This window comes from Nocardioides sp. Root190 (assembly GCF_001428565.1).
Taxonomy (GTDB): domain Bacteria; phylum Actinomycetota; class Actinomycetes; order Propionibacteriales; family Nocardioidaceae; genus Nocardioides.
In genome coordinates, this window is the sequence record NZ_LMIA01000011.1 from 127,800 (window position 1) to 139,065 (window position 11,266).

Here is an 11,266-nt window from a genome sequence, read left to right on the forward strand (position 1 = left end):
ATGCCTGGTCCGGAGGCGGCTCAGGGCTGTGCTTTATGAACCCACACCCAGCCGGTCCTTCGGCCTGGGGTGGACGGGGCCTGTGGATAACTCCGGGTGGTGTCGGGGGCTGGGCACAAACTGGTGTCGTTCACCTAAGGCGCGCGGAGGTCGTCGGACGATCACCCAGCGCCAAATGGGGGATTCGCACGAGGTACTGACCGATGGAGGTGGTCGAGATGACGGTCCCGATGACGATGCTGAAGTTCGTGATCCGCGGGCCTGCGTTGCTGGTGAGCTTCGTCCTCGACGTGGTGATGTGCGCGCTGCTCCCGCCTGCATTGGGCCTAGTGCTGTTCCTGGCCTCAATCGCCGCGGCGGGGGCACTGGCGCTGGGCAAGTTCGAGGTCGTGGCGATCAGGATGCTGACCCGGTCCCGACTGGCCACGGCACCCGAGTTCCAGGTGTTGGCTCCGGCCCTTGTTGAACTGGGTGCTCGTGGCGTTGACGTCGGGCCCGTGTTCGTGCGGCGCGTGCAGGATCCGCAAACACCAGCGGTGGTGGCGATCGGGCACCGGGCACTGGTCGTCACGCTGGGACTGGTGGAGGCGCTCTACTGCGGTGGGATCACGGGCACAGAAGCCGAGGCGGTGCTGGCACATGCCGTCGGTCGACGCCGGGCGCTCAAGCCGCGGCTCGAGCTTGCGGTACTCCTGGCCACAGCGCCGTGGCGGGTCGTGATCGCGACGTTTCGCAGTGTCGGTCGCACATTTGCTTGGCTGCCACTCACCCGGGCTGCCTGGGCGCTGCGTGGCGTCGTGGGCGTGATCTGCGTGGCGCAGTCAGTCGCCGAAGGCCGGGTGTGGCCGGGGTTTCTGGGTGGGGCGGTCATTGCCCTGACCTATCTGGTGCCGGCGGCTGGCCGCGCGATCGAAACTCGCGCGGAGATCGCTGCCGACCAGTTCGTGGTCGAGCTAGGGCTGGGCGGGTTGCTGATCCAGGTGCTTCGACGCTTCGGGTATCCGCTCACGTTGGAGCGGCTGCGCCGCCTCGAGTCGGCGCCGACACCGAATGAGCGGCCGCGGCTGTACCTCGTTCCCGGTTGAGCCACTTGGGTCTCAGGACCTATTCGTCGTCTTGGAAGCCCGAGGTGGAGTGGTGGATGCAGCGGCGGCCGTTGCCTGTGTGCTGCTTGTGGTTGAGGCACGGAAGCGGGCCGAGCTTGTGGGAGCAATCGACCCACCGGACGGTCGACTTGCTGAGGGTGGTCGGCGTGATCGTGGTAGTCATCGCTGCCACCTCTCGGTGTCCTCGTGCCTGGCGTCGTCGCTCATGGTGTTCTCCCAACGATCCGTGGACAGGCACCTGCTGTGCCACGTCCTCTGTCCTCCTAGGTCCGAATCAGCTGCGCGGCGATCACTCGGCCGTCTGCGGCGTTGGACGGGCCGGCATCCGGTGCCAAGTCTGCGGCGGTGCGCTGTCGTTCCCGCTGACCAGCCGAAGCCGAGCGTCGGCGCCGGGCTGCCCGGTGGAACTGCATGCCGCCACCTGTCGCCATCAGCGCGACGGGGACCGGACGTCCAGGACTGAAGCGCTGGGCGCCGCATCCCGGCGGTGCTGGGACATTCGTCGCTGGACATCGTCGGAAATCTCGCCAGCGAGACGGGAGGCCTGTCGTGCGTTGGATTCCGCATGGTCGACGACGTCGCCGAGGACGCGAACATCCTCGTCGGCGCGGCTGAGTTCCCTGCCGGCGGTCTCGATGCTTCGCTCAAGGCCCATCGATTCCAGCAACGTCGCTTGCGTGACTTGTTCGCAGGCGGCCAGCGCGCTGTCGACGTGACGGGTAACCAGGCGCGCTATCGGCTTGGCGACCGAGATCAGTTCATCGACAACCGCGACCCGCGTACTCAGCTGGGCGACCTCGCGCGCGAGGGAGAGGCTCGAGGATTCGGGCTGGTTGAGATGGTCGCGTGCGTCGGCGATCGAGGAGGCCGCAAACGTGAGGTAGCCATAGAACCCGTTGGTCTGATGCGGCAGGTCAACGACACGGGACTGCAACCGCCCAACATGTTCGACTGCGGCACCGAGATAGAAGTCGCGGCGATCGGTGAGCCTGGCCTTGGCTGCGTCGAGTTCGACGTCCTCGAGCACACGGAGCGCAGAAGCGATGGTGGTGCGGAGGTCGTCGACGACCCGGCGGGCGTGCCCAATGGCCCGCTCGGCATCGACGACAGCCTCGGTGGCCTGCAGCACGGTGTCGGAGGCGGTCATGCCGACTCCCAAGCTTCGCCATGAGGCGCGCGCGTCATCTGCGGTGGTGGCAATACTTCGCGCAGCCTGTCGAGGGCGGCCAGGGCCAGTTCGAGGTGGGCGCGGACGTCCTGGACGGGGTCGGGATTGGGCTCGCGCCCGGATGCGTCGGTGGGCTCGTTCATGGGTGCCTCCTGGTGGACTGGACATGTCTCAGTCACCAAAGGAGGAGCGATCGGCTCGAGCGATCAGCGCCGATCGCTCGTTGTTCTCAGTCGCGTCCGTAGATCAACCGTGGTCCCGCGGCGTCGGGTCATCGCTGTCGCAGACGCCGGCGCTGACGATGTGAGCGGTCGCCTGGTGGGCGGCATCGAGCCGCTTGTAGAGCTCCACCGCGTAGCTGCGGGCTTCGTCGAGATGTAGGCGAGCAACCCCCACCGCCATCGCGGGATCCGCATCCAAACTCTCCGCATCCATGCTGAGAACCTGGCTTGCCATCGCCTCCTCGAGCAGCGCTGAAAGCTGAGCGAAGGCTTGGGGCAGCGCGGCGGCGGCTGCCGCCAGTTGAGCCACCTGGTCGGCTGTCTGAGACGGGGTTTGGCCGCTCGCCCGAAGGGTGGCCCGGTTGAGGCCGTGGATGTGATCGCAGACCGCTTCAGCGTGCTGCGTTGCTACGAGCTTGTTGTCGCCGTTCATCGTGACTCTCCTTCCACACCGTGTGGCTGAAGCGAGTGTTACCGATCTTGACCACGAGCGCGCTGCGTCCGGGCGTCGCCTGTGGATAGACGTGGTTGTCCACAGACCTCTCGCTTCACCGAAGTCCTGACCCGTCTGGCTGGGTACCGTGATGGTCACCAGCTGCGCCTACTCGGGAGGGAGTTCCCGAGGCCTGCTGCCCGTGATCGCAGCGGGTCATGGCGAGACCTTGTAGAGCGACGGTGGACAAATTGCCGAGCAGGTTGCGAGCGGAAGGTGGAAGCGATGGAGCAGATAGTCCTCGCGGCTTGTCTTCAATCCGCCGGCGCTTTGCGGCCAGCGCCACCGCGCGGCTCGGTGGGGCGATGGAAGCCGTCAGGCACAAATGATGGTCTTCCACCGGGATGCGGACGTACCCTCGACCCAGATCAGAACGTCCTTCTCGGGAGGTCCGACCGATGATTCGCCGCACCCTCAGCACCCTTGCCGCGTTGACTCTGGTCGGGGCACTTGCCGCCTGCAGCGATGCCACCAAGGATCCCGAGCCTAAAGCGACCGACTCGACGACGTCAGCCGCACCGACGCCCACGCCGACCGCGACGGCCTGGCGGGACGCCTACACGGAGAAGCAACTCACGGGGTACGACGCCGCGCTCCAACGCTGGGAGTCCTACCTCAACCGATCCGAGCCCGTCTGGGCCGCAGGCAAAGCCACCCCCCGGGCCGAGGACCTCTTCAAGGAGTACTTCCCTGACCCAGTCTGGCGAGTCGTCTATGCGCAGCTCAAGACCTACGAGGAGGTGGAGGTCAAGACCGAGGGGCAGGCAGAGGTCTACTGGTCGAAGGCCATCGAGATCAGTGGCACCGCCCTGAGCGTCACGATCGAGCAGTGCGTCAACTACTCGACCGGCACAGCGACCCAGGGCGGCAAGGTCATCGAAGCCGAGAAATGGGCAACGGAGCCGCGCCTCCGCACGATCGCCCTGTCGAAGCCCAAGGGCCACGGCTGGCTGATCTACGAACTGCATGACGAGACATCCAAGACGAGGCCTAAGAAATGCGAGCCCTAGCGACTATCTTCGCGGGCCTGCTCGTCGCAGTTGGTCTCGCTCTTGTCCACTCCGCCTCCGCTGCCGCCGGTGACTGTCCGGCCGGGACGGCACCCGCTCCCGGCCCCAAGGGCGGCGTGATCTGCGTTCCCGTGGTCAGCCCCGGCGAGGGCGGCGGAGGTGAGAACGGCGGTGGCAGCGGCCCCACGACCTGCCGGCGCGATGGGAAGGTGATCCCCTGCACCACCGAACTTGGTGTCTGGTTCTCGTCCCAAGGGTGCTATGCGGCGCCGCTGTCACCGCAGCCTCCGGCGGATGACCCGGAGTGGGGCGATCACGATCCTTCTGAAGGCAAGATCTACTACTGCGCCGAGGACGGGGTCGGCGGTGAAGTGCCGTTCTTCGTCGCGAATGGTGCGGAGCCGCTGCCGGATCCGCGCGCGCTTGCGCAGAGTGCGTTGGACCAGTTGAAACTCGAGACGCCGGACATCAAGCTGGCTCCGGCGCCGCCGTTGGCCACGTACGTCGGGCTCGAGACCTGGCTCTGGATCCCCGAAACGCAGTGGCGCGACCTGTCACTCACGGTGACCGCAGGCAACACATCAGTCACCGTCGTTGCTGCGCCGAAGCGGGTCGATTGGGACCTGACCGCCGGGACAACGTCGTGCTACTCAGCTGGCCGCGAGTGGATCAAGGGCATGCCCTCGACAGCCAAGACGACCTGCTCCTACACCTTCTCGAAACTGTCGGATGACCAGCCAGACGAGAAGTATCCGATCACAGCGACGCTGATCTACGCCGCGACCTGGACATGTTCGGGTGCCTGCACTCTGCCGAACGGTGATCTCGGCGACGTGCCAAGTCTGCAAGGCGCGGCAGCGATCGAGGTCAACGAGAGGCAAAGCGTGAACAAGAGAGTGCCGTAGCAAGAGACAGGCATTGCGGAAGGACTCGGGCATGACCACATTGAGTGAACGGACGCGTCGACCTGGCGCCGCTGGCAACGGATTGGCCGGCAGCCGGATGGCGATGCCGGGTGTGCGGCAGCACCGCAGCCGGTCCTGGGGACTGGTCGTCCTGGCAGCGCTCCTGGTCATCGGCACCGGGTTGGCGGTCGCCGCGTATGGCCTCAACGCCGGCAAGAAGGCCTCGGTGTTGGCGGTGGGGGAGTCGATCGCCAAGGGCCAAGTCATCGAACGCGACGACCTTGTCTCGGTGTCGGTCTCCGGAGTGGCCAACACGATCCCCGTCTCAGACATCGACAAGGTGGTCGGGAAGACCGCCGCGGTCGATCTGGTCGAGAAGCAGGTCCTCACCGACGCCATGGTCACCTCGACACCGACCCCGGGAGTGGGGGAGTCATCGATCGGCCTGTCCCTCGACCCGACCCGCGTCCCTGCCGCGGGCCTTGAGGCGGGCGACACCGTCTCGGTTGTCGCGGTCCCGGGTGCTGACGCGTCGGGGACTGGATCCAAGGAGGTCGAGTCGGCGATCGACAGCCCCGAGATCCTCGCGGCCAACGTGCTCGTCTACGCCGTCGACGGCGAGACCACCGCCAACGGTGCGGTGTTTCTGACCCTGGTCGTGCCGGCCAACGACGCCGCCCGGATCGCTGCCTACTCCACTGCCGGTCGGGTCGCGGTCGTCGAGACCGCCGCGGCCGAGAAGTAGGCGGTGACCTGGCCATGCTGATCGCAATCGGATCCGCGAAGGGATCCCCGGGCGCGACGTCGCTCGCCCTCCTCCTCGCCGCTGTGTGGCCGCGACCGACGGTGCTATTGGAGGCCGACTCCTCCGGTGGTGACTTGGCCTACCGGTGCAAGGCAGCTCACGGTGGCGCTCCGTACTCCGACCGCGGGATTGTGCGCCTTGCCGCCTCTGTCCGTGCAGGTGCACCAGACAGCGACGCGCTACTCAGCCAGGCCCAACTACTCGCTGGTGGCGTGAACCTCGTTCAGGGCGTCGAGTCCGCGACCCAGGGCAGAGGGCTGACCGGACTGTGGCCGGCGATCGCCGCTGCGTGCCGCGCGGCGTCGGTCGATGTCATCGCCGACCTCGGACGCCTTGAACAGGCGAGTGCGACGATGCCGATCGCGCAGGCCGCGGACGTCACGCTGATGGTCGCCACCGCTCGGCTGGATTCGGCGATGCACCTGGTGCACCGAGTGCCCGAGGTCGCCGCCGCGATCTCCGGTGCCCACGCGGCACCACGCATCGTGCCCGCGATCGTTGGGCCCGACTCGTCCTCAGCCGCTGACCGGGCGGCCGTCGACGACTGGCTCGTCCGGTCCGGTGTTCCGCTTGAGCGGGCGCGGTCGATCCCAGTCGATGCGGCTGCCCTGGCTCGCATCGAGGACGGCGAACGGCCCGAAGGGCGGATGAACCGCACCTTGTTGGTGCGCGCCGGCCGCGCACTTGCGGCGTCGCTGGCGCCTTCCGAGGTGATGATCTGATGACAGCGACTCCCGGACGGGCAGGCTTCGACGACGATCTGGTCCGCCGCATCCATCGCGAGGTCGGCCTCCGGTTGCAAACGACACAGGTCGGGCGCCGCAACGACGGCCTCACCGAGATGGCAGGCATCGCAGAGCGCCAGTACGCGCGCAAACTGATCGCCGACGTGCTCAGTGAGCACGCGCGTCAGCGGATGGATGGCGGCCAGGCTCCACTCGACACCACGGTGGAGCAGCAACTCGGCGAGGCGGTCTACGCGGCAATGTTCGCGGCCGGCGCCCTGCAGGCGCTGCTCGACGACAAGGATCTCGAGGAGATCGACATCAACGGCTGCGACGAAGTGTGGGTGACTCGCGCCGGCGCTGCGTACGCCGAGCCCGCCGCGCCGGTGGCCAGCAGCGACGAAGAGCTGCGCAAGCTGATCTCCTCACTGGCCTCCTATGCCGGCCTCAACTCCCGACCGTGGGATGAGGCCAATCCCGAGCTCGACCTTCAGCTGCGCGACGGGTCACGGCTCTCCGCGGTGATGAGTGTCGCCGAGCGGCCCTCGATCGCGATCCGCCGACACAGGTTCGAGAAGCTCACTTTCGAGGACCTGATCGGCAACGACACCATGACCGTCGAAGTCGCTGACTTCTTGGCAGCTCTGACGCGGGCGCGCCTCAACGTGATGATCGGCGGCGCCACCAAGGCGGGAAAGACCACCCTGCTGCGGGCACACGCGAGCGCGATCGATCCCCGGGAGCGGATCGTCACCATCGAAAAGGCCCGCGAGCTCGCTCTGCGGAAAAACCAGGAGTCGCACCCCAACTGCGTGGAGTTCGAGGAGCGGATCCCGAACGCTGAAGGCCTGGGTGCGGTGACGATCCGCCAGCTGGTGCGCCGCACGCTGCGACAGAACCCCGATCGGGTCATCGTGGGCGAGGTACTCGGACCAGAGATCATCGACATGCTCAACGCAATGAGCCAGGGCAACGACGGGTCCCTCTCGACCATCCACTGCCGCAGCGCACGCGATGCCTTCGACCGGATGGCCACCTATGCCATCCAAGCTGAGGAGCGGCTGCCCCACGAGGCCACCTACCGCCTGATCGCCGGCGCACTCGACTACATCGTGTTCATCAAACGCGACCTGCAATCGGGGAACCGGCGGATCGAGACGGTGCTCGAGGTCAACGGCTACGACGAGGGCCGCGTGCTCTCCTCGGAGATATTCGCTGTGCCCCGCGCCGGCGCCCACGCGGAGTGGACCGGAACCCCACCTGCCCGGCTTGACGAACTCGCCGCCGCTGGCTGGACGATGCCCGGCGGTGCCGGCGCCAAGGCCTGGTGAAGACACATGTCCCTCTCGGCGATCACGGGCATCGGGCTCGGCGTCATCTTCGGCCTCAGCGTCTTGTTCCTCATCGCGACCCTGACCGGCTGGCGGCCGCAGCCCCGCGCCCGCAATGGCCGCAACAATGGCCTGTTCACCGGGCGTGCGGCTCGTCGGCGTCTGCTCGGCGCGCTTGGCGTCGGGCTGCTCGTGGCGCTGTTGACCCGGTGGCCGGTGGCAGCAATCGCATCTACCGCGGTGATCTACCTGTGGCCGACCATGTTCGGCGCAGCCAAAGAGGCAGCTGGTCAGCTCGAGCGACTCGAGGCGTTGGCGGTGTGGACCGAGACCTTGCGGGACTCGACCGCGGGCGCGGTTGGTCTCGAGCAGGCGATCCGACACTCCCTCACCACTGCGCCGCCAGTGATCACCCCGGCCCTTCGCCGATTGGAGGGCCAGATGCGAGTCCAGGTCCCGCTGCCCGAAGCGCTGGCCGACTTCGCCGAGCAGATCGACGACGCCTCAGCTGACCCGGTCATCGCGGCGCTAGTCCTCAACTCCCGCCTGCGCGGACCCGGTCTCGTCGACGTGCTGACCAAACTCGCAGGATCGACTCGCGAGGAGATCGACATGCGCCGCAAGGTCGAGGAGGGCCGCAAGGTGCTGCGCCGCAGCGCCGCCATCGTGCTCGCCGTCACCGGTGTCCTCGCGGGCAGCCTTGCCGTGTTCTCCCGCGACTTCGTCGCGCCGTACTCCACCGTGACGGGTCAGCTGGTGCTGGCGATCGTCATCGCGATCTTCGGCGCCGGGCTGATGTGGATCCGTGCCGCGGCCGTCCGCAAGCCACCGGAGCGGTTCCTCGCCGACGTCGACCAAGTCAGTGCGGCCCTCGAACTCGCCCAGCACGGCGCACTCGGGGGTGGCACGCGATGACACTCGGAATCGTCCTGGGCTGCCTGTTCGGCGGTGCGCTGGTGCTGCTCGCGCTGGCGATCTGGCCGCCGCGGCCCTCGCTGGCCCAGAACCTCGCCCGATGGGAGCGAGACCGCTCACGGCAGGCCAGGGCAGCCGAACAGTCGATGGAGGACCAACTGTCCGAGCGGCTCGGCCGCCGACTCGTGACCGGGTTCGCCCGACGCGGGTTCACCTTCGACAAGCTGCGCGCCAACCTCGAACTGCTCGAGCGGCCACTGGAGCACCATCTGCTTCGCAAATGCGTGTTCGCGCTGATCGGGCTGCTGCTGCCCTCAGCGCTGACCACGCTCGTGTTCACAGCGACCGGGAGCATCCCCTCGTTCACGATCCCCGCGGTGTTCGGTGTCATGGCCGCGACCGTCCTGTTCATCGTCCCGGACCTGACCATCGCCCAAGAAGCCGAGGAGCGACGCGCCGACCTGCGCCGCGCGCTCGCAGTGTTCTTCAACCAGGTCCACATGTCCATGTCCGGTGGCCGCGGCGTACCGGAGGCGTTGCAGTCGACATCGCGGATCTTCTCCGGCTGGAGCTTCGAGCTGCTGCGCAACACGATCGACAAAGCCCGCTACTCCGGCGAGACCGCTTGGTCTGCCCTCACCGACCTGGGGGAGCGGACCGCGGTTCGCGACCTCACCGAACTGGGAGGCGCGCTCACCCTGGTCGCCGAGGACGGGTCGAAGGTCAAGGAGACCCTCGCGGCCCGAGCCGAAACGCTGAGACGCCGTCAGCTGGCCGAGGAGCAGGGCGCAGCCGCCAAGGCCGACCAGTCCATGCAGATCGCCCAGGTCGTCCTCGCCGTGGCGTTCTTCGTCTTCATCGGCTTCCCAGCCCTGTACGCCGTCCTAGCCGTCTAACTGGGCCGCCGAACTGTGCCGTCTAAGTCGGGGCCGTCTGATCGGGCGGCATGACCGCCCACCCAGAACAACACCACCAACCAGAGAAGGAGAACCAACCCATGACCGAGCTGCTGATGCTCCGAACGTTCATCGAGGCCACCATCGTGTCGCGGCTGGCGCATGCCCGACGCAGCGACCAACGAGGTGCTGTCTCGACCGAGTACGTGATCCTGGGCGCGATCATCGCCGGTGGCGTCATCGCCGTGGGCGCGATCGTCGTCGCCAAGATTGTCAGCAAGGCCAACTCCATCCCCACCCAGTGACCAGTTGATACAGAGAATCTGGGGTGAGCGTGATGAGAGGGCGAGCGACCGGCAACTGCCGGCGAGACCAGCGCGGTGCGTCCGCGTTGGAGATGGTGCTGATCGCGCCGGTGCTCTTCCTCGCGCTCCTGGCCATCGTGCAGTTCGGGCTCTACTTCCACGCCAAGAACGTGGCCGAGCAGGCCGCCCAGGAAGGCGCGGCAGCAGCCCGCGCGTTCGACGGCACCGAGGGCTCAGCCAAGGGCGTCACCGAGGACTACCTGTCTGCCCTGGGGGATAGCACCCTGCAAGGGCGATCCGTCTCGGTGAACCGGGGGACACAGACGGCGAGCGTCACGGTCCGCGGCACAGCGCTGTCGCTGATCCCGATCCCCGGGCTCGCCCTGCAGATCCAGGAGACGGCCTCCGGGCCTGTGGAGCGCTACGTGCCGCCGGCGGATGACTGAAATGTGGCGGATCCTCGGCCGAACCGCAGCCGCTAGCCGCACGCGCGTCCAGCGCGGTGTCGCTGCGATGGAGTTCGTGCTCATCACACCGGTGCTGATCACCATCCTGCTGTTCGTGGTCGGCCTCGGACGCATGGCGCACGCGAGCCAGAAAGTCGAAGCAGTGGCCTCCTCGGCCGCAAGAGCCGCCTCCCTGGAACGCAACACCGAGCTGTCGCGAGCCGCCGCAAGGCAGGCCGCCGACGACGAACTGGGCGAGCAGGGCGTCTCGTGCACGAACCTGCAGGTCTCCACCGACCTGTCCAGCTACCAGCCAGGCGGGCAGGTCACGGTGACCGTCAGCTGCACCACCGACCTCAGCGACGTCGCCATGGCCGGCTTCCCCGGGTCCAAGGTCTACACCGCAACGGCAGTCGTGCCGATCGAAACGTGGAGGGCCGAATGACGACCACGACCGCGCCTTCGTTCATGATCAGGGCTACCCGACGGATCCGCCGCCTCCTCGACACTGCGCGGCCAGTGCTGCGGGACCGTATGAGGAACCTCGACCAGCGCGGTGTCTCCGCCCTTGTCGTGGTCTTGCTGACCACCGCGCTCTTCTCGGTCGCCGGGCTGGTCATCGACGGCGGCTACGCGCTCAGCACACGCCGCGAGGCAATGACGCAGGCCCAGCAGGCAGCGCGAGCCGGCGCCGACGCGCTCGCTGTAGGAGCGCTGCGCGACGGCACGGTGCGCGTCGACCCCGAGCGTGCGGCGGTCGCGGCGAGGAGTTACCTGCGCTCAGTCGGCGCCCAGGGAACGGTTTCGGTCAACGGCAGCGAGGTCAGCGTGACCGTGACCTCGACGTCGGACACCGTGATGCTCTCCGCGGTCGGCGTGCCGAACCTGCCTGTCGAAGTCACCGCCGTCGCGGAGTCGATCGATGAGAACGACTGACGAA

Annotated in this window: 15 protein-coding genes; 12 read left to right on the forward strand and 3 right to left on the reverse strand. The window is 67.4% G+C overall.

Features of this window, described 5'->3' with window-relative positions; translation table 11 throughout:
- The first annotated feature begins 203 nt into the window (after positions 1-203).
- Entirely contained in the window at positions 204-1,085 is an 882-nt protein-coding gene (locus ASE01_RS17795; protein WP_056755368.1) for a hypothetical protein, read from the forward strand.
- A gap of 451 nt (positions 1,086-1,536) precedes the next feature.
- Here the strand turns inward: ASE01_RS17795 and ASE01_RS17800 are convergent, their stop codons facing one another.
- The 3 genes from ASE01_RS17800 to ASE01_RS17805 form a co-directional block, all read right to left on the reverse strand.
- Positions 1,537-2,253, reverse strand: coding sequence for a hypothetical protein (locus ASE01_RS17800; protein WP_056755371.1), 717 nt, complete (start codon positions 2,251-2,253; stop codon positions 1,537-1,539).
- The gene (locus tag ASE01_RS24475) at positions 2,250-2,417 is read right to left on the reverse strand and encodes a hypothetical protein (RefSeq protein WP_157537480.1); all 168 of its coding nucleotides are present in this window, start codon (positions 2,415-2,417) and stop codon (positions 2,250-2,252) included. Before ASE01_RS24475 ends, ASE01_RS17800 begins: the two co-directional genes overlap by 4 nt.
- A gap of 103 nt (positions 2,418-2,520) precedes the next feature.
- Positions 2,521-2,928 (reverse strand): hypothetical protein, encoded by a 408-nt coding sequence (locus tag ASE01_RS17805; RefSeq protein WP_056755375.1) that lies wholly within the window; start codon positions 2,926-2,928, stop codon positions 2,521-2,523.
- A gap of 458 nt (positions 2,929-3,386) precedes the next feature.
- Between ASE01_RS17805 and ASE01_RS17810 the strand changes: the two genes are divergently transcribed.
- The 11 genes from ASE01_RS17810 to ASE01_RS17860 all read left to right on the forward strand — a co-directional run bounded on the left by ASE01_RS17810 (position 3,387) and on the right by ASE01_RS17860 (position 11,262).
- Positions 3,387-3,998 carry a hypothetical protein gene (locus ASE01_RS17810; RefSeq protein ID WP_056755379.1) on the forward strand — a complete coding sequence of 204 codons (612 nt, stop codon included), beginning with the start codon at positions 3,387-3,389 and terminating at the stop codon, positions 3,996-3,998.
- A gap of 131 nt (positions 3,999-4,129) precedes the next feature.
- A complete protein-coding gene (locus ASE01_RS17815) occupies positions 4,130-4,903 on the forward strand; it encodes a hypothetical protein (protein WP_157537482.1) in 774 nt (257 codons plus the stop codon).
- A gap of 31 nt (positions 4,904-4,934) precedes the next feature.
- Positions 4,935-5,648 (forward strand): SAF domain-containing protein, encoded by a 714-nt coding sequence (locus ASE01_RS17820; protein ID WP_157537484.1) that lies wholly within the window; start codon positions 4,935-4,937, stop codon positions 5,646-5,648.
- A gap of 14 nt (positions 5,649-5,662) precedes the next feature.
- Positions 5,663-6,430 (forward strand): hypothetical protein, encoded by a 768-nt coding sequence (locus tag ASE01_RS17825; RefSeq protein WP_157537486.1) that lies wholly within the window; start codon positions 5,663-5,665, stop codon positions 6,428-6,430.
- Entirely contained in the window at positions 6,430-7,764 is a 1,335-nt protein-coding gene (locus tag ASE01_RS17830; protein WP_056755394.1) for a CpaF family protein, read from the forward strand. The genes ASE01_RS17825 and ASE01_RS17830 overlap by 1 nt, the downstream gene beginning before the upstream one ends.
- A 6-nt stretch (positions 7,765-7,770) precedes the next feature.
- Positions 7,771-8,679, forward strand: a complete 909-nt coding sequence (locus tag ASE01_RS17835; protein ID WP_056755397.1) for a type II secretion system F family protein — start codon at positions 7,771-7,773, stop codon at positions 8,677-8,679.
- Positions 8,676-9,575: a type II secretion system F family protein gene (locus ASE01_RS17840; protein ID WP_056755400.1), complete on the forward strand. Its 900-nt coding sequence runs from the start codon at positions 8,676-8,678 to the stop codon at positions 9,573-9,575. Before ASE01_RS17835 ends, ASE01_RS17840 begins: the two co-directional genes overlap by 4 nt.
- A 101-nt stretch (positions 9,576-9,676) precedes the next feature.
- Positions 9,677-9,880, forward strand: a complete 204-nt coding sequence (locus tag ASE01_RS17845) for a hypothetical protein (RefSeq protein ID WP_056755405.1) — start codon at positions 9,677-9,679, stop codon at positions 9,878-9,880.
- Between the two features lie 32 nt (positions 9,881-9,912).
- On the forward strand, positions 9,913-10,326 hold the full coding sequence (locus ASE01_RS17850) for a TadE/TadG family type IV pilus assembly protein (RefSeq protein WP_235536096.1): 414 nt from the start codon (positions 9,913-9,915) through the stop codon (positions 10,324-10,326).
- Between the two features lie 67 nt (positions 10,327-10,393).
- Positions 10,394-10,771, forward strand: a complete 378-nt coding sequence (locus tag ASE01_RS17855) for a TadE family protein (RefSeq protein WP_162260310.1) — start codon at positions 10,394-10,396, stop codon at positions 10,769-10,771.
- 89 nt (positions 10,772-10,860) lie between these two features.
- Entirely contained in the window at positions 10,861-11,262 is a 402-nt protein-coding gene (locus ASE01_RS17860) for a pilus assembly protein TadG-related protein (protein WP_056755417.1), read from the forward strand.
- Positions 11,263-11,266 lie beyond the last annotated feature (4 nt).

Bases quoted from the DNA above. Each gene is read 5' to 3' on its own strand.
- ASE01_RS24475 (WP_157537480.1), bottom strand. From the start codon at position 2,417: ATGAACGAGCCCACCGACGCATCCGGGCGCGAGCCCAATCCCGACCCC.
- ASE01_RS17820 (WP_157537484.1), top strand. From the start codon at position 4,935: ATGACCACATTGAGTGAACGGACGCGTCGACCTGGCGCCGCTGGCAAC.
- ASE01_RS17830 (WP_056755394.1), top strand. From the start codon at position 6,430: ATGACAGCGACTCCCGGACGGGCAGGCTTCGACGACGATCTGGTCCGC.
- ASE01_RS17835 (WP_056755397.1), top strand. From the start codon at position 7,771: ATGTCCCTCTCGGCGATCACGGGCATCGGGCTCGGCGTCATCTTCGGC.
- ASE01_RS17840 (WP_056755400.1), top strand. From the start codon at position 8,676: ATGACACTCGGAATCGTCCTGGGCTGCCTGTTCGGCGGTGCGCTGGTG.
- ASE01_RS17845 (WP_056755405.1), top strand. From the start codon at position 9,677: ATGACCGAGCTGCTGATGCTCCGAACGTTCATCGAGGCCACCATCGTG.
- ASE01_RS17810 (WP_056755379.1), top strand. From the start codon at position 3,387: ATGATTCGCCGCACCCTCAGCACCCTTGCCGCGTTGACTCTGGTCGGG.
- ASE01_RS17795 (WP_056755368.1), top strand. From the start codon at position 204: ATGGAGGTGGTCGAGATGACGGTCCCGATGACGATGCTGAAGTTCGTG.
- ASE01_RS17805 (WP_056755375.1), bottom strand. From the start codon at position 2,928: ATGAACGGCGACAACAAGCTCGTAGCAACGCAGCACGCTGAAGCGGTC.
- ASE01_RS17800 (WP_056755371.1), bottom strand. From the start codon at position 2,253: ATGACCGCCTCCGACACCGTGCTGCAGGCCACCGAGGCTGTCGTCGAT.
- ASE01_RS17855 (WP_162260310.1), top strand. From the start codon at position 10,394: ATGGAGTTCGTGCTCATCACACCGGTGCTGATCACCATCCTGCTGTTC.
- ASE01_RS17850 (WP_235536096.1), top strand. From the start codon at position 9,913: ATGAGAGGGCGAGCGACCGGCAACTGCCGGCGAGACCAGCGCGGTGCG.
- ASE01_RS17825 (WP_157537486.1), top strand. From the start codon at position 5,663: ATGCTGATCGCAATCGGATCCGCGAAGGGATCCCCGGGCGCGACGTCG.
- ASE01_RS17860 (WP_056755417.1), top strand. From the start codon at position 10,861: ATGAGGAACCTCGACCAGCGCGGTGTCTCCGCCCTTGTCGTGGTCTTG.